Source organism: Stenotrophomonas sp. Steno-Z10-HUANG, from assembly GCF_056393075.1.
In genome coordinates, this window is record NZ_JBWJPA010000004.1 from 1 (window position 1) to 16,820 (window position 16,820).

Consider the following 16,820-nt stretch of genomic DNA (forward strand, 5'->3'; position numbering starts at 1 on the left):
TGATGCTCTTCTTGTCGGACTCGATCTGCGCCTGCAGCTTGCCCATTTGCAGCGCGCGCAGCTCCTCGATCTTCGCCAAGTCCTCCGCCCGGGCGCCGGACAACCCGAGCGCCTTGGCGTAGTCGTTGGCCGACTTCACCTGCTGCCGATACGTGCGCTCGATGTTCAACGCCTGCTGCTGGTAGCCCGACAGGTCCGCCGTCATCACCTGAGTGGCGATGTCCGCCATCAGGGTGCCGTAGGACTTCGCCGTGCCGGCCAGACGGGAGTAGGCCGCCACCAGCTGCTCGTCGGCCGCCTGCATGCGCTCCACGTAGTCGGTCAGGGCGGACAGCCCGATCCCGCTCCACAGGTCCAAGCCGCTCCGGGCATCCACTGCCGCGGTGACGAAGAAGTTGGCGCCCTCCTCCAGCAGCTCCGCCGACTTCCGTCAGTCCTCGGCGATCCGGCTGGCCTGCGACCGAAGCCCTTGCGGCACAAGGGCCTTTCTCGTCCTTCACACGGCAAGGGTCGCAGGTTCGAACCCTGCACCGCCCACCAAGACACTGTTGCAACGCATGAAGACCGGCCCCAGGCCGGTCTTTTGCGTTTTGCCTTCCGTGGTCTGGATCGCCCGCCGTCCGGGCTGCAGCGCGGGTTGCGCGATGCGCCCGGTTGCGCTTACTGCGCGGGGTAGGGGCCGAACACCGCCTTGACCCGCATCCGCTCGTCGCCGTCATCGAGCACGAACACGCGGTAGCTGTCGCCGCCGGGAGCGGTGCGGATCACCACGTGGCCCTGGGTGCTGCGCGCCTGCCGCTCGATGCCGTAGGTGGTGCGCGCGGTGGCCTCGGACACGTGGGTGACGAAGATGTCGCGCTCACCGGGCCACAGCGCCTTCGAGGTGAGCCGGTGCCAGGTGTTTACCGCCGGGTGGCCTTCGGCGCGCGCGGTCACCACGATCACCCGCGGGCGCAGCGCCGCCAGGAACGCGGCGCTGTTGGCGTCCCAGCTGCCGTGGTGGTTGGCCTTCATCGCATCGACCGGGCCGGCGGCTTCGGCCACAGGCCGTTCCACCTGTTGCCACGCACCGTCGCCATCGGGGAGGGCGACGCGCTCGTCGCTGAGGTCACCGCCGCTGAAATAATCGAACCTGCCATAGCGGATGACGAAGGCACTGCTGAGGATGTTCTCGATCGGCTGCTGGTCCTTGCCCAGGGTATGCAGCGGCGGGAACAGGTCGCGGGTGGCGTTGCCCTGGCCAGTCCAGACACGGCCGTTGCCATACAGGTTGCGGATCTCGAAGCCCGGGTAGTTGCCGGCCGCATGCAGCAGGGCGATCTGGTCGTTGCGGCCGGGTGCGAAGCGTTCAACTTTCAGGCCGCGGTGCCGGATCTGCCAGTCGAGGAACCGGCGGTAGTTGTCGAGCGTGGCGTTGCGGATCGGCGCCGGGAAGTCGTAGTGCGGCCAGCCGCGATCCAAGATCGTGGCGATCGGCACGGATTCGGCGACCTGGGTGATGCCGCTGAGCCGGTAGGCGCCGTTGGCGGCGAGCGGGGAGTCGGCGGTGATCGCGCCCATGTGGTCGCCATGGAAATGCGAGAGCAGCGCGTAGTCGATGCCGCCGTGGCCGGACGGCAGCATCCGCTGGACGTAGCGCGCGACCCATTCCCCCGGCGGGCGCGAGGCATCGGGCCGGCTCGGCAGCGAGAACGGCGGCGCTTCGACCGTCTTGCCGCTGGCGTCCTCCAGCAGGGTGGTGCCGTCGGGAAGGATGAAGAACAGGGCGTCGCCGCGCCCGGTGTTGATGTGGTGGATGTCCAGTTCGCCGTCGCGCCATGGCGGCAGCGGCTGGCCGATTTCCGGTGGCCGTGCGAAGGCGCTGGCGGCCAGCGCCGGCAAGGCAAGCAACAGGATGCGTGTGTTCATGGGCGTGTAGGCGGGAGCGCGGCCGACGGGCAGCCGCGGAAATGCCGATGCGGAAGTGGACGTGGAAGTACCGGCGCGGGTGTCATGCGCGGTGCAGCTTGGGCACGTGCGGTTCGACGATGAAGCTGGCGCGGGTGGAGATCCGCCCGCCCTTGCGCTGCACCTGGTCCATCACCCTGATATCGGTGCGCCATTGCGTGGCGCTGATCTCGTGGACGTGGTAACCGCGCAGGTTGTCGATCAGCTTCAGGAACGGGTTGTCGGCCTGGTCGAAGCGGCGCACGCTCGGCGAATCGACGGCGCCGTCGCCATTGGACGAGATCGAAGTGGCGAGGAACTCGGTCGCCACCGCGGGACCGTCGCGCTCGTCGTCGCGCAGCGGCACTTCGGCCACGGCATTCATGTGCGCATCGCCGGTGGCGATGACCACGTTGCCGAGCTTGCGGTCGTGGATGCCCTGGAGCAGGCGTCGCCGCGAATCCGGGAAGCCGTCCCATTTGTCCTCGTACGCGCCATGCAGGCGGCCGTCGGGGTCGCGTCCCTGCAGCGGCATCACCCATACCTGCTGGGCGATGAGGTTCCAGCGGCTGCCGCCGCCCAGGCCTGCATGAAGCCAGGCTTCCTGTTCCGCGCCGAGGATGCTCGAGTCCTGGCCCTGCTCGAAGCGGCATTTGGCCAGCGACCTGGGATTCGGGCAGATCTGGTTGCTGCGGTGGCTGCGCGTGTCCAGTACGTGCATGCGCAGCAGGTTGCCGTAGTCCAGCCGCCGGAAATACGCGGTGCCGCCATCGGCACGCGGCAGCTGCGCGCGGCGTACCGGCGAGTTCTCGTACCAGGCCTGCATCGCGTGCAGCCTGCGCAGCGCGAACAGTTCCGGCGGGGTGCGGTCCTGGTCCCAGGGGCCGTTCCAGTCGTTGTCCACTTCGTGGTCGTCGAACGAGCAGATGAAGGCGACGGCGGCATGCGCGGCCTGCAGGTCGGTATCGCTCTTGTACTGCGCGTAGCGGCGGCGGTAGTCGTCCAGGGTGTACAGCTCGTCGCCATGGTGCAGCCGCTCGACCGGGTTGCCGGCCGCGTCGCGGATCGCGTACCCGGCCTTGCGCGACGCCGCTTCGCTGCCTTCGTAGATGTAGTCGCCGTAGTGGAACAGGGCGTCGAGCTCGGGTTCCTCGCCGAGATGGCGGTAGGCATCGAACCAGCCATGGAAGTAGGCCTGGCAGCCGGCCACGGCGATGCGCAGGCGCTGCGGGATGGCGCCGGCGCGCGGCGCGGTGCGTGCGCTGCCGGTGGCGCTGGCGTCGCCGCCGTCGATCATGAAGCGGTACCAGTACGGACGTGCCGGCTGCAGCCCGGCCACTTCCACGTGCACGCTGTGGCCGAGTTCGGGCCGTGCCAGGTACTCGCCGCTCTGCACGACGCGCGCGAAGTGCGCGTCCTCGGCCACCTGCCACTTCACCGGCACCGCGACCATCGGCATGCCGCCGTGCTCGTGCAGCGGCCTGGGCGCGAGCCGGGTCCAGATCACGAAGCCGTCCGGCCAGGGGTCGCCGGCGGCGACGCCGAGGGTGAAGGGGTAGCCGTCGAGCGGCGGTGCGGCGCGTACGCCGCATGCCGGCGCCAGGCCGGCGAACAGGGCCAGCGAGCTGGCGCCGAGCAGGAACCTGCGGCGGCTGAGTTCGGGAAACGTGCGCATGGTCATCCTCGATGTGCAGGAGGCGGCGCACCGCGCGGTGCGCGCGCCGGAGGGATGTGGACGGCCCGCTCAGAAGCGGGCGCGGATGCCGATCGATGCCTTCTGCCCGCTGTAGATGTCGATCTGGCTGTGGTGGCCGCTGCTGCCGGGCCAGATCTCGTCGTTGGCGTACCAGGTGCCGCGATGGCGCCTGAGCAGGTTGTTCACCGAGAAGAACGCCTCCAGCCCCAGAACGTTGTCGCGGGTCTTGCGGATGAAGGTGTAGCTGCCCGACAGGTTGACCTCGGCGTAGGGAATGAACGGCTGCGACTGGGTGATGGTCCCGCCCGGGGTGGCGATGTTGCCGGTCTGGCCACGGTCCTTCTCGTTGGAATAGACGCTGTTGAGGCTCAGCCGCACGCGCCCGTACTTCCAGCCGACGCCGAACTGCGCCACCTGCGAGGCCACCCGCGGCAGCGGCTCGGACGGATTGGCGTACATGTACGCGCCGCGCACGGTCAGGCCACGCAGCACGCCGGGCAGGTAGTCCATGGCATGGTTGAACTCCAGCTGCCAGGCATCGACGCTGATGGCGCGGTCGGACTGGTTGGCCGACGTGCTGAAGGTGGCGTCGGCATACTGGTCGCCGCTGTAGCCGAACTCCTGCGCGGACAGGTTGCGGGCGACGATGCCGTTGCGGATGCGGTTGTGGTAGTAGTTCAGCGCGACCAGGCCCACCGGTTCCCAGTACTTCACCGCGCGCAGCGCGAAGTTGTCCGAGTACTCCGGCTTGAGGTTGACGTTGGGCGCGGTCACCACGGTGCCGTCCTCGGTCTCGGCCACCGACCACACCCCGGCGATCACGCCCACGTCCGGGCGCTGGATGGCGCGGTTGTAGCCGGCGATCAGGTCCAGGCCGTTGTCGAAGGAGTATTTCAGCGAGGCGCTGGGGAAGAAGTCGTCGTAGCGGCTGCGGCGCTCGATCCGGTCGCGGGTCAGGTACTGGTACTTCAGTCCCTCGATGGTGGTGGCGCGGCCGCTGCCGGCGTCCACGGCATGGCCGGCGGCCGCCACGTCCTGCGCGCTGAGCGGGTCGAACTCATGGGCGGTGTTGCGGGTCTGCTCCCAGCGCACGCCGAACTGGCCCTTGAGGTGGGCGCTGAAATCGGCCGTCGCCATGACGTAGGCCGAACCGATCTGCTCGTCCAGCCGGCGCGAGTTGGCGATATGGGCGTCGTACCAGTTCGCCGCGGTCAGCGTGTTGCTCCATTGTTCCGGGTTGGCCTGCATCATCTGGTACAGCCTGGTCAGGCTGGGCATGTACAGGCTGCCGCCGTTCAACGTGGTCACGGTCATGCCGCCGCGGCCGAAGGTGAACACGTTGTCGCTGCGGATGTGTTCGAGCAGTTCGGCCTTGCCCATCGGCCCGGTGTAGGTCCACTTGTGCGCGGCGGAGGTGTTCTCGTAGGCGTAGCGGGTGGTGGACAGCTTCAGCCCGGTCTTCCAGGTCACCGGCACGCTGCCGATGTCCTGGAAGATGCTCAGGTCCAGGCTGCCGCCGCTGTTGCGCGCCTCGGCGGTCTTGCCGCTGCGGGTGGTGACCGTCGCCGGGCCGCTGAAGGTGTAGCTCGAGGGCAGGCTCCAGTCCGGTCCGCTGGTCTGGACGATGTTCCAGTCCTGCGCGTACTGGCTGCTGCGCGAGGCGCTGAAGTTGCCGGTCGAGGTGACCGGGTTGAAGGTCTGCACCTGGCCCTTGCGGGTGGAGTCGTACTGGCTGTCGGAGTCGGAGTAGAACAGGTTGCCGGCCAGGCGGAACTTCTCGGTGCTCCACTCGAAGCTCGGGATCAGGTTGCGGCTGTGGCCGAACTTGTAGTTGTAGGTGCTGGCCGTGCTCAGGGTGGTGGCGGTGGCGGTGGAGCGGGTGGTGAAATCCAGCGCGGGGTCGCCCTGGACGCCCCGCGAGCGCGCATTGGTGGTGAACGTGGGCGCGGGCTGCGCCGCTTCGATGTCGCCGCGGCTGGCCGAGGCCATCAGCGACAGGATCAGCTGGTCGGTGGCCTTGAAATCCACGCCGAGCGAGGCGGCCCGGCGGTTGTACTCGCGTTCGTAGTTGGTGCCGACGATCGAGGTGACCGCATACGGCTCCGGGCTCGCCGCGGTGGGAATGTAGTTGCGGTTGGCGGTGGTCTGCACATGCTCGACCAGGCTGGTGCTGTTGCTGATGCCGGCGGCGACGCCCAGGCGCCCGTCGAGGAACACGTCGGCGTAGCTGGCCTTGAAACCGGGCAGGAACCTGCGGTCGTAGCCGCCCTCGCGCGGGCCGCTGCGGTACTTGTCCCACAGCGCGGCGTGGGTGGCGCCGCTGACATCGACGGTGATGCGCCGGCCCTTGCCGTCGAACGCCTTGCGGGTGCGGATGTCGATGGTGCCGGCCGGGGCGTTGGCGTCCATGTCGGCGCCGCTGGTGGTGTAGACGGTGATCGAATCGACGCCGGTCAGGGCCGATTGCTCGAAACTGAAGGTGCGCGAGGCGGCGGCGCCGTCGTTGGCATCCACGCCGGCCAGCTTGACGCCGTTGATGGTCACCCCGGTGTACTGCTGCGGCAGGCCGTGCAGCGAGATGTTGCGCGGCACGTCGTCGGCGGTGACGTCGAAGTCCACGCCCGGCATGTTCTTCAGGAACTCGCCCGGGTTGCCGTCGATGATCTCGCCGTAGCTGTCGGCCGAGAGCGTGTTGGTGATGTTCATCGACGCGCGCTGTTCCATGATCGCGCGGGCGTCGCCTTCGCGCGCGCCGACCACCTGCAGCGTGTCCAGGGTGGTGTCGGCGCCATCGCCGCGCCCGGCGAGCGTGCTGTAGAGCTCGATGTCCACCCGTTCGCGGCCGTCGTCGTCCAGTCGCACGGTCTTCTCGACGTCGCCGAAGCCGGCGTAGCTGACGCTGATGGTGACTTCGCCGGCCGGCACATCGGCCAGCGCGAACTCGCCACGCTCGCCCGAGTACACCGTGCGGGTGCCGGCGGCGCTGGTGATGCGCACCGCGGCATTGCGCAGGAAGCCACCGGTGGCCGGGTCGAACACACTGCCGGTGATGTAGCCGGTGCCCTGTGCGGGCGTGCCGCCGGCGGCCTGCTTCCTGCGCAGGGTGATGATGCCGCCGTCGTCCGAACGGATCTCCAGTCCGGTGCCCTGCAGCAGTCTGCGCAGCGCATCGCGGGCATCCATTTCGCCGCGGATGGCCGGCGTGTGGATGTCCTGCAGTGAGCCGGCGGGCGCCACGATCTGCACGCCGGCCTGGCTGGCGAACTCGGGGATCGCATGCGCCGCCGGCTGCGCCGGTACGTTGAAGTGGCGCTGCTGCGCCATCGCCTGGGGCGTGGACGCCAGTGCCAATACCACGGCGCTGGCCAGTAGGAGCTTCTTCGGTTGGATCATTTCGCTGCTCTTGGTGTGGGGGTGCCCGACGGGGTCCCTCCATAGAGCTGCGGCACCGGGTGCTTCCTCCATCTGTCACGAAAAATTCATGGGCGTGCCGGCGCGGCGGCAGGCGCCGGCATCGGTCACGGCCGCCGGCTGAGCACGACCACGCCGTCGCGTTGATGGGCCTGCGCCCCGAACACCGCGGCCGCGGCACGCGCGAAGCCGACCGGGTTGCTGGCGGCGAACAGGCCGGTAATGGGTTCACCCGCGAGGTCCGGGTCGGCGATGACGATGCGCACGTCGCTGTAGCGCGAGAAGCTGTGCGCCGCGTCCGCCAGCGACTCGCCGCGGAAGGCGATCTTGCCGTCGCGCCATGCCAGCTCCTGCTGCAGGTCGGTGGCCGACAGCGGCGTGGGCGCGGCCGCCGCGCGCCCGGCCGGGAGCGACAGCCGCATGTTGGCGCCGATGCCGGCGCGCACCGCGCCGTTGTCCACCGCATCGAGCCAGCCGGTCTGCACCACGATCTGCGCCGGCTGGCCGGCCAGCCGGCGCACGGCGAACGCCGCCGTGCCCGCGTCGAAGCGGCGGCCATCGACCTCCACCCGCAATGGCGTGGCATTGGCCGCGGCCTCGAAGAACACTTCGCCGCACTCGACCTCCACCCGCAGGCGGCCGTCGTCGTCGTGGATGCTGACCCGGCTCTGGGTGTTGAGGGTGAGCGTGGAGCCACCGGCCAGCGGTACCCGGCGCATCTCGCCCTTGGCGGTGGCATAGGCGGTGGGTACCGGGACGCTGACGAACAACAGCGCGGCCAGCACCAGCGAGGCGGCCACCGCGCCGGACCAGCGCAGCAGTGCACGGTAGCGGCCATCGCCGCGGCGGTGGCGGGCGGGCGCCGTGGCGGTGGCGCTGGTGGCGGCCTGCAGGTGCGCGCGGTGCAGCGTGTTGCCGGCAGCGTGGGCCTGCTGCCACAGCGCCTGCGCGCGTACCAGCGCGCCGCGGCGGCGGATATCGCCCGCCAGCCACAGCCGCAGCCGCTGCTGGTCGGCCGCGTCCAGCGGCGCCCGGTCCATGCGTGCCACCCAGGCCGCGGCGGCCCGTGCGATCTCAGCGCTGCTTTCGGGTCCGTCCATGGGGCGATCTCGTGTCCGCATGTTGCGTGGAAGGGGAAGGGGCATGGGCCAGGCCGGCGCTGATCCAGTCGCCGAGCCAGCGGATGCCACGTGAGATGTGTTTTTCCACCGTGCTTTCGGACAGCCGCATGCGCCGGGCGATTTCCCGCTGCGGCAGGTCGTGCACCCGACGCAGCACGAACGCTTCGCGGGTCTGGCCGGGCATCGCGGCGATGGCCTGCGCCAGCTGCCGCAGTTCGTCGCGGTCGATGGCGCGCTCTTCCGGGGTGGCGGCGGCGTCGGCGAATTCGACGTGGCCGAAGTCCTCCATCGCCTGGATCGACACGATCCGCGCGCGGCGCAGGTTGCGTATCACCAGCGACTGCGCGACCTGGAACAGATAGGCGCGTGGATTGAGGATGTCGTCCAGCCGCGTGCGCTCGGCCAGCAGCGCGTAGCTTTCCTGCACGATGTCGTCGACATCGAAGCCGGCGCCGTGGCGGCGCCCGAGCCAGGCCCGCAGCGCCGGCTCGTGCGGCAGGATGTGGCGCACGAACCAGCGTGTCCTTGCGCCGTCGTCGAGCAGGGCATCGACGGCCCCGGTCTCTTCAATTGAAAGCGACAAGCGTTGTTCCCCGGCCCCGGCACCGCGCATGCAAGGGCGGGATCATGCCGTCGCCGCGGTTGCAGTCTGGTTACAGCCACCGTGGCCGCAGCTGCCGCGACGGACCACGCGGCGCACCCGGGCCGCCGCCACCGGGCGTCGATTGCCGCCGGTGCCACGCGTGCGCCGCGGTGCCAGTCGCGTTGCCGTTGCGGGCACATGTTTCACTCGGCTTTGCGCGGCCCGCACGCTATCGTTGCGCCGCCGGAGGATGGAACAGGATGGAGCGATCGTGGCGGCGGACGAAGGGACGGCCCGGCGGTGCGCAAGGCGTTGCGGGCATGGGGGCGTGGGTGGTCACAGGTAGGGCGACGGCCGCGGGCCGGGCATCGCACGTGCTGGGAGCGGCCGGGCTGGCGCTCGCCTGCCTGGTGGCAGGCGCATGGGGCGCGCTGGCGCTGTGGTTCCAGTTCCCCGGCGGTGCGCTGGCACGGGGCGTGGCCGTCGCGGCCTGGTGCGTTCCCTGGGCCTGGGCGCTGCGTGCCAGCTTCGCCCCCGGGCGGCGTTGGCGGTCACTGGCGGTATTCGCCGCGGGGCTGGTGCTGCTGCTCGGCTGGTGGACGACGATCCAGCCGCGGCAGGACCGGGCGTGGGCCGACGACGTCGCGCAGCCGCTGCGTGCGCGGATCGAGGGCGGGCGCCTGCTGCTGGACAACGTGCGTGATTTCCACTGGCGCACAGAGGACGACTACGACATCCGTTGGGAGCGGCGCGAGTACGACCTGGCGCAGGTGCGTTCGGTCGACCTGATCCTGTCCTACTGGATGGGGCCGGCGATCGCGCACACGCTGGTCTCGTTCGGCTTCGCCGATGGCCGGCAACTGGTGTTCTCGCTGGAGATCCGCAAGGAGCGCGGCGAATCGTTCTCGGCACTGGGCGGCTTCTTCCGCCGCTTCGAGGCGGTGCTGGTGGCCGCCGACGAGCGCGATATCGTGCAGGTGCGTACCAGCGTGCGCGGCGAGGACGTCTATCTCTACCGCCTGCACGGCCTGGACCCGGACGCGATGCGCGCGCTGCTGCGCGATTACGTGGCGCTGGCGCAGGCGCTGCAACGGACCCCGGTGTTCTACAACTCGCTGACCAGCAACTGCACCACCATCGTGTACGAACTGATGCGGCGGGTGGTGCCGACGCTGCCACTGGACTATCGGCTGCTGCTCTCGGGTTACCTGGCCGAGTATGCCGCCGACGTGGGCGGGCTGACCCCGGGCGTGCCCTACGCGACGCTGCGCGCGCGCGGCCGCATCACCCTGCGCGCCCGCGAGGCGGGCGACGCGGCCGATTTTTCCCGTCGGATCCGCGAAGGCGTCCCCGGCATTGCCGAGGAACATGTTCCATGACGCACGGGCTGCAGGCGCGCATGCGCCGCTGGCTGTTCCCGCTGTTCGCCGCGGCGATGCTGCTGTGCAGTGGCTGCGCGATGGTGAAGGTCAAGCCGGTCACGCCGGCCGACTATACGATGCTCAAGCGCGACGACATCCTCAACAGCGGGCGGTTGAGCGCGCTGTCACAGGAAGCGCTGAGCGTGATCGGCCTGACCGCCGCGCAATGCGCCCGGGATCTGCCCGCCTGCCGGCAGACGGTGGCCACCACCGATGGGCTGCAGACCGAGCAGCGCCTGTCCACGCTCGCCGAGCTGTGGATGCAGCAGGCGCTGGCGCTGACGCCCAAGGCCAGGGCGGGCGAAGCGGCCACGCTGTCCGACGCCGCGCTCGACGCCTGGCTGGAAACCGCACGCTACGCCTATGCGTACCTGTTCTTCAGCGGGCGGACGCCGGCCGAGCGCGCGCTGGAGGACCGGCTCACCCAGGTGCGCGACTACTACAACTACGCCGCCGAACAGACCGCCGCGGTGGTGTTCCAGCAGACCCGCGCCCGTGCGCTGGAGGGCGCCGATTACCGCAGCCCGGTGCAGGTGGACCGCTGGACGATCCGCGCCGATTTCGACCGGCTGCGGCTCAATGGCGTCCCCCGGCAGCTGGTGCCGGCCGCGTCGCTGAGCTTCGCCGGCCTGCGCAGCACCTACCGCCGCGATGGCTTCGGCGCCGAGCTGGTGGTGGTGATGGAGGCGCCGCCACTGGCGGTTCCGGTGGACGGCGCCGGCCCGGTCGCGGCACCGGTGTTCAGCGAGATGCCGGCGATCAACGCCACCGCGCTGCTGCGGTTCGGCGGCGGCACCCTGGACGAGGTGCTGGCCACGCGCGAGATTCGCTTGGAGGCGTGGTCGCCGGACACCACCAGCAGCTTCCGCCTGGAGGGCCAGGAGGTTCCGCTGGCGGCCAATTTCACTGCTGCCTACGGGCTGTGGATGGCGCAGTCCGGGTTCGCCACCGAGTCGCTGCGCACCCTGTTCGGCCGGGGCGAAGGTATCCGCGAACCGCATATCTACCTGATGCAGCCGTACGATCCGGACCGCCGCATCATCTTCATGCTGCATGGCCTGGCCAGCAGCCCGGAGGCATGGGTGAATCTGGCCAACGAGATCATGGGCGATCCGGAAATGCGCCGGCACTACCAGATCTGGTCGGTCTACTACCCGACCAATGCGCCGATCGCGTTGAACCGCTACACCATCAGCAACGCGTTCAACCGCACGCTTGACCACTTCGACCCGGGGCGCACCGCCGCGGCCAGCCACGACATGGTGTTCATCGGCCACAGCATGGGGGGGGTGATCGCGCGGCTGATGCTCAGCGAATCGGGCGACACGCTGTGGAACGGTGCGGTGGAGCGCTTCAACCTGCGCGGCGAGCGCCTGCGCCGGGTGGAGGCCCGGCTGCGGCCGCTGGCGCGCTTCTCACCCCAACCCGATGTCGGGCGCGCGATCTTCATCGCCTCGCCGCACCGTGGCACCGATATCGCCGGCAACCGGCTGGGGCGGCTGATCGGCAAGCTGGTGCGGCTGCCACTGACCATCCTGGGCAAGTTCGAGGATGTGTTCCTGGCCATGCAGGATGGCGGGCCGTCCGCGGACACGTCCAAGCCGCCGCGCGTGGGCAACAGCATCGACAACCTCAAGGCGAGCGACCCGTTCATCAGCGCTTCGTCCGCGCTGCCGATGGCGCCGGGGCTGAAGTACCACTCGCTCATCGCCCGGCGCAAGGCGGACGTGCCGCTGGAGGCATCCGACGACGGGCTGGTGCCGTACTGGAGCGCGCACCTGGACGGGGCGTTGTCGGAAAAGGTGATCCTGTCCGGGCACAGCGTGCAGGAAACCCCGGAGGCGGTGCTCGAGGTGCGCCACATCCTGCGCCAGGACCTGCGCCTGCACGACGGCGGCACCGGCCGCTGAGCGGTTCCGCGCCGGTGGACGGCGGCCGTCGGCGCCAGCGGGCCGAGCGGTCCGCGGTGATGCGCCGCGGCCGTGCCGCCGGCGGGCGGCCGGCGTTAGCCGGCCCCGGCCAGCTCCCGGCCGCGCCGCGCCGCCGCGGCCACCGCGTCGCCCACCAGCGCGTGGAAGCCGCCGCCGGCCAGGGTTTCCAGCGCGGCCTGGGTGGTGCCGTTGGGCGAGGTGACGGCCTGGCGCAGGGATGCGGGGCTCTGCCCGCCCTCGGCGAGCATGCGCGCCGCGCCGAGGATGGTCTGCACCACCATCTGCCGCGCGGCGTCATCGGCCAGCCCCTGCGCGCGGGCCGCGTCCTCCATCGCTTCGGCGAGCGCGAACACATAGGCCGGGCCACTGCCGGACACGGCGGTGACCGCATCCATCAGCGCCTCGCGTTCGATCCAGCGGATCTGCCCGGCCCCGGCGAGGATGGCCTGGGCGAGCTGGCGTTCGGCATCGCCGACCTCGGCGCCGGCGTACAGCCCGGTCATGCCGGCGCCCAGCAGCGCCGGGGTGTTGGGCATGGCGCGCACCAGCACCGCGGCGTCCCCCAGCCACCCGCGCAGGGCGGCCAGGGGGATGCCGGCGGCGATCGACACCACCAGGGTGCCGGCGCGCAGCCGTGGCGCCAGTTCGGTGCAGACCGCGGCCATGACCTGCGGCTTGACCGCCAGCACCACCACCTGGCCGTCCAGCGCCGCCGAGGCGACGGCGGCAGCGGTGCGCACCCCATGCTCGCGCTGCAGCGCCTGGCGCAGGGCGTCCTGGGGTTCCACCACCTCGATCGCGGCGGCCGGCACGCCGGCCCGGGTCACGCCCGCGATCAGGCTGCGGGCCATGTTGCCGCCGCCGACGAAGCTGATGCCGGTGGGAAGGGGAGACGTCGGGTGGTTGCCGCGCATGCAGGCCTCGTAACGATCGGGGGCGGGACTCACCGGCCGCCGCCGCATGGCAGCGCCCGGGCGCACAGTGTAGCCAGCCACGCGGCGCGGGGTGCCCGGGCGACCGGCCGCACCCGGGCCGGGCGGCCCGGCGCCGGCGGTCGCGGCGGCGGTTGTGACGCGCTGCCTGCAATCGGCCGCCATGGATCGACCTCTTACGCCGGAGGGCTATACTGGACGGCAGGGGAAACACCTTCCAGCCATCCGCAACCTTGGGGAAACACAGCGCATGGACATCGCTGAACTTCTGGCGTTCTCGGTCAAGAACAAGGCCTCGGACCTGCACCTGTCCGCCGGCCTGCCACCGATGATCCGCGTCGACGGCGACGTGCGCCGCATCAACATCCCGGCACTGGACCACAAGCAGGTCCACGCGCTGGTGTACGACATCATGTCGGACAAGCAGCGCCGCGACTACGAGGAGTTCCTCGAGGTCGACTTCTCCTTCGAGATTCCCTCGCTGGCACGCTTCCGCGTCAACGCGTTCAACCAGAACCGCGGTGCCGGCGCGGTGTTCCGTACCATTCCCTCGGAAGTGCTGACCCTGGAAGACCTGGCGTGCCCGCCGGTGTTCCGGCAGCTGATCGAGCAGCCGCAGGGGCTGATCCTGGTCACCGGCCCGACCGGTTCGGGCAAGTCGACCACGCTGGCGGCGATGGTGGACCACATCAACAAGAACGAGTACGGCCACATCCTCACCGTCGAGGATCCGATCGAATTCGTGCACACCCCGCAGAAGTGCCTGATCAACCAGCGCGAAGTGCACCGCGACACCCACGGCTTCAACGAAGCGCTGCGTTCGGCGCTGCGCGAGGACCCGGACTACATCCTGGTGGGCGAACTGCGTGACCTGGAAACCATCCGCCTGGCGCTGACCGCCGCGGAGACCGGCCACCTGGTGTTCGGTACCCTGCATACCAGTTCGGCGGCCAAGACCATCGACCGCATCATCGACGTGTTCCCGGCCGGCGAGAAGCCGATGGTGCGCTCGATGCTGTCCGAATCGCTGCGCGCGGTGATCTCGCAGGCGCTGCTGAAGAAGGTCGGCGGCGGCCGCATCGCCTCGCACGAGATCATGGTGGCCACCCCGGCGATCCGCAACCTGATCCGCGAGGACAAGGTCGCGCAGATGTACTCGGCCATCCAGACCGGCCAGCAGGCGGGCATGCAGACCCTCGACCAGAACCTGCAGGACCTGGTCAAGCGCAGCCTGATCACCCGCAACCAGGCCCGTGAATACGCCAAGGACCGGCGCCTGTTCGAATAAGGCGCAAGGTGACGGCGCGGCACGCCGCGTCGCCGTTGCGCCGTGCAAGGCGTACAGTCGGTACCGGCAACGCCGTCGGCCCCGGGGGAGGGCGCCGGCGCCGGCCTGCAGATCAAGGTTCCACAGGAGCCCGTTATGAGCACCATTGATTTCACTTCGTTCCTCAAGCTGATGGCGCACCAGAAGGCGTCGGACCTGTTCATCACCGCCGGCATGCCGCCGTCGATGAAGGTGCACGGCCGGATCAGCCCGATCACGCAGACGCCGCTGACCCCGCAGCAGAGCCGCGACATGGTGCTCAACGTGATGACGCCGGCGCAGCGCGAGGAGTTCGAGAAGACCCACGAGTGCAACTTCGCCATCGGCCTGTCCGGCGTGGGCCGCTTCCGCGTCAGCTGTTTCTACCAGCGCAACCAGGTGGGCATGGTGCTGCGCCGGATCGAGACGCGGATCCCGACGGTGGAAGAGCTGAACCTGCCGCCGGTGATCAAGACGCTGGCGATGACCAAGCGCGGCATCATCCTGTTCGTCGGCGCCACCGGTACCGGCAAGTCGACCTCGCTGGCGGCGATGATCGGCTACCGCAACCAGAACTCGACCGGGCACATCATCACCATCGAGGACCCGATCGAGTTCGTGCACAAGCACGAGGGCTGCATCATCACCCAGCGCGAGGTCGGCATCGATACCGACAGCTGGGACGCGGCGCTGAAGAACACCCTGCGCCAGGCGCCGGACGTGATCATGATCGGCGAGGTCCGCACCCGCGAGGGCATGGACCATGCCATCGCCTTCGCCGAGACCGGCCACCTGGTGCTGGCGACGCTGCATGCCAACAACGCCAACCAGGCGATGGACCGCATCATCAACTTCTTCCCCGAGGACCGCCGCAGCCAGCTGCTGATGGACCTGTCGCTCAACCTCAAGGGCGTGGTCGCGCAGCAGCTGGTGCCGACGCCCGATGGCAAGGGGCGCCGGGTGGCGATGGAGATCCTGCTGGGCACGCCGCTGGTGCAGGACTACATCCGCGACGGCGAGATCCACAAGCTCAAGGAAGTGATGAAGGAATCGGTGCAGCTGGGCATGAAGACCTTCGACCAGAGCCTGTTCGAGCTGTACCAGGCCGGCGAGATCAGCTACGACGACGCGCTGCGCTACGCCGACTCGCAGAACGAAGTACGCCTGCGCATCAAGCTCTCGCAGGGCGGCGATGCCAAGACCCTGTCGCAGGGGCTCGATGGCGTGGAGATCGCGGGTACGCGCTGAGCGATCGCCCGCTTGACCGCCCTGCCCGCACGGGCAGGGCGCGGGCCCGCCGTGCAGGCGCGGCCGCTCCCTGGCTTTTTGCCACCCCGGCGCAATGCGCCGCATCCGTCCGCGTGGCGCCGCCCGCGGGCACCTGTCTGCAGTGACCTTCCCGGGACTGTCGCCCGCGCCCGTGCGTGCCCGTCCGCGGTGGACGCATGCGCGCTGCATGCCCTCGCTGCCCGGCCCGCGGCGCCGCCGGCAGCGGCCGCGGCGCCGTCTGCGGAGTGGGGGCCGGGTCCGTAAGCAGTTGTTGTAATTTTGTGAAGTAAACGTGAAAATGTGACCCGTGTGGGAATTGTTCTGCGGTCTGCGGCCCAATTCCAGATCAGGGGGCTTCTGTCTTACATGCAACGCGTTGCTGCTGAATGGCGGCGACGGTGGATGCGTGCGCGGGTAGGGATGTCATCCCCTCCCGGCGGCGGATGGGGCACAGGGCAGTGCTTTGCAGATGGGGGCTGGATGGTTCAAGTGCTTGAAGATGCTGCCCGGGCCGCGTTCGCGTGCCTGCCGGGCATGCCGTTGCCGCGCCTGGCGCGCCGCTGGCCCAGGGTGGCCAGTCTGCTGCTGCTCCTGCTGCCGTGCGTGGTGTCCGCCGCACCGGTTGCCGGGGGCGCTTCGCCCGCCGCCGGGGCGACCCTGCCGGCCCGCAAGCCGGGACTGTGGGAAGTGACCCTGGCCGCGCACGCGGCGCAGGGTCCGGGGAGCGCGATGCAGCCCGAGGTGACGGTGCGCCAATGCACCAGCGCCGCCGTCGAGCCGGTCATGCTGCTGGCACTGTTGCCGGCGCACGAGAACTGCAGCCGTACCCAGGTCACCCGGCGCAGCGGGCAGGGCGGCGGCCATGAGATCGCCACGACCTGCAGCACCCACCAGAGCCCTGTGCAGGGACGCATGGAACTGTGGGGCGACCTGCGGTCGGTCTATGCCGGCACCTTCAGCGTCCGCTTCCCGCAGGCACCGCAGAACAACGTCGGCCCGGTGCGGTTCCAGGGGCGCTGGCTCGGGCCCTGCGGTGCCGGGCAGCGCGCCGGCGACATGCGCCTGCCCAACGGCATCACGGTGAACGTGGCCGACGATGCCGCGCGCGTCCAGGGCCATGCCCACTGAATGACCCCGCCTGTTCCGGCCCCGCGTCCCGCGGGCACCGCGAGCCGCGGCCACCGGGTGGCCGCTCTTCCAAATCTACATGCCGCATTCGAATCA

Annotated in this window: 12 protein-coding genes; 5 read left to right on the forward strand and 7 right to left on the reverse strand. The window is 69.9% G+C overall.

Annotated features, from left to right (window positions below):
- The 6 genes from AC06E6_RS07000 to AC06E6_RS07025 all read right to left on the reverse strand — a co-directional run.
- A partial coding sequence (locus AC06E6_RS07000; protein WP_478060726.1) for a hypothetical protein occupies positions 1-358 on the reverse strand: 358 nt, incomplete at its 3' end.
- A gap of 302 nt (positions 359-660) precedes the next feature.
- A complete protein-coding gene (locus AC06E6_RS07005; protein WP_409476426.1) occupies positions 661-1,908 on the reverse strand; it encodes a ComEC/Rec2 family competence protein in 1,248 nt (415 codons plus the stop codon).
- An 82-nt stretch (positions 1,909-1,990) separates the two neighbouring features.
- Positions 1,991-3,601: an alkaline phosphatase D family protein gene (locus tag AC06E6_RS07010; protein WP_409476427.1), complete on the reverse strand. Its 1,611-nt coding sequence runs from the start codon at positions 3,599-3,601 to the stop codon at positions 1,991-1,993.
- Positions 3,602-3,670: 69 nt separating this feature from the next.
- Positions 3,671-7,015, reverse strand: coding sequence for a TonB-dependent receptor domain-containing protein (locus AC06E6_RS07015; RefSeq protein WP_478060727.1), 3,345 nt, complete (start codon positions 7,013-7,015; stop codon positions 3,671-3,673).
- A 125-nt stretch (positions 7,016-7,140) separates the two neighbouring features.
- Complete coding sequence (locus AC06E6_RS07020; protein ID WP_313229160.1) at positions 7,141-8,133, reverse strand: FecR family protein; 993 nt, start codon at positions 8,131-8,133, stop codon at positions 7,141-7,143.
- Entirely contained in the window at positions 8,108-8,737 is a 630-nt protein-coding gene (locus AC06E6_RS07025; protein ID WP_313229162.1) for an RNA polymerase sigma factor, read from the reverse strand. Before AC06E6_RS07025 ends, AC06E6_RS07020 begins: the two co-directional genes overlap by 26 nt.
- A 320-nt stretch (positions 8,738-9,057) precedes the next feature.
- Here AC06E6_RS07025 and AC06E6_RS07030 point away from each other — a divergent pair, with 320 nt between their 5' ends.
- A complete protein-coding gene (locus AC06E6_RS07030; protein ID WP_478060728.1) occupies positions 9,058-10,116 on the forward strand; it encodes an Lnb N-terminal periplasmic domain-containing protein in 1,059 nt (352 codons plus the stop codon).
- Entirely contained in the window at positions 10,113-12,068 is a 1,956-nt protein-coding gene (locus tag AC06E6_RS07035) for an esterase/lipase family protein (protein WP_478060729.1), read from the forward strand. The genes AC06E6_RS07030 and AC06E6_RS07035 overlap by 4 nt, the downstream gene beginning before the upstream one ends.
- Positions 12,069-12,163: 95 nt before the next feature.
- Here the strand turns inward: AC06E6_RS07035 and proC are convergent, their stop codons facing one another.
- Positions 12,164-13,003, reverse strand: a complete 840-nt coding sequence (gene proC / locus AC06E6_RS07040) for a pyrroline-5-carboxylate reductase (protein WP_478060948.1) — start codon at positions 13,001-13,003, stop codon at positions 12,164-12,166.
- A 268-nt stretch (positions 13,004-13,271) separates the two neighbouring features.
- On the opposite strand from proC, the gene AC06E6_RS07045 reads away from it, so the two are divergent.
- From AC06E6_RS07045 to AC06E6_RS07055, 3 genes are all read left to right on the forward strand, one after another.
- A complete protein-coding gene (locus AC06E6_RS07045; RefSeq protein WP_104938226.1) occupies positions 13,272-14,309 on the forward strand; it encodes a type IV pilus twitching motility protein PilT in 1,038 nt (345 codons plus the stop codon).
- 135 nt (positions 14,310-14,444) lie between these two features.
- Positions 14,445-15,575, forward strand: coding sequence for a PilT/PilU family type 4a pilus ATPase (locus AC06E6_RS07050; RefSeq protein WP_104938227.1), 1,131 nt, complete (start codon positions 14,445-14,447; stop codon positions 15,573-15,575).
- Positions 15,576-16,085: 510 nt separating this feature from the next.
- Positions 16,086-16,724 carry a DUF3617 domain-containing protein gene (locus AC06E6_RS07055; protein ID WP_240211687.1) on the forward strand — a complete coding sequence of 213 codons (639 nt, stop codon included), beginning with the start codon at positions 16,086-16,088 and terminating at the stop codon, positions 16,722-16,724.
- Positions 16,725-16,820: the final 96 nt, after the last annotated feature.

Bases quoted from the DNA above. Each gene is read 5' to 3' on its own strand.
- AC06E6_RS07005 (WP_409476426.1), bottom strand. From the start codon at position 1,908: ATGAACACACGCATCCTGTTGCTTGCCTTGCCGGCGCTGGCCGCCAGC.
- AC06E6_RS07010 (WP_409476427.1), bottom strand. From the start codon at position 3,601: ATGCGCACGTTTCCCGAACTCAGCCGCCGCAGGTTCCTGCTCGGCGCC.
- AC06E6_RS07015 (WP_478060727.1), bottom strand. From the start codon at position 7,015: ATGATCCAACCGAAGAAGCTCCTACTGGCCAGCGCCGTGGTATTGGCA.
- AC06E6_RS07020 (WP_313229160.1), bottom strand. From the start codon at position 8,133: ATGGACGGACCCGAAAGCAGCGCTGAGATCGCACGGGCCGCCGCGGCC.
- AC06E6_RS07030 (WP_478060728.1), top strand. From the start codon at position 9,058: ATGGGGGCGTGGGTGGTCACAGGTAGGGCGACGGCCGCGGGCCGGGCA.
- AC06E6_RS07035 (WP_478060729.1), top strand. From the start codon at position 10,113: ATGACGCACGGGCTGCAGGCGCGCATGCGCCGCTGGCTGTTCCCGCTG.
- proC (WP_478060948.1), bottom strand. From the start codon at position 13,003: ATGCGCGGCAACCACCCGACGTCTCCCCTTCCCACCGGCATCAGCTTC.
- AC06E6_RS07045 (WP_104938226.1), top strand. From the start codon at position 13,272: ATGGACATCGCTGAACTTCTGGCGTTCTCGGTCAAGAACAAGGCCTCG.
- AC06E6_RS07050 (WP_104938227.1), top strand. From the start codon at position 14,445: ATGAGCACCATTGATTTCACTTCGTTCCTCAAGCTGATGGCGCACCAG.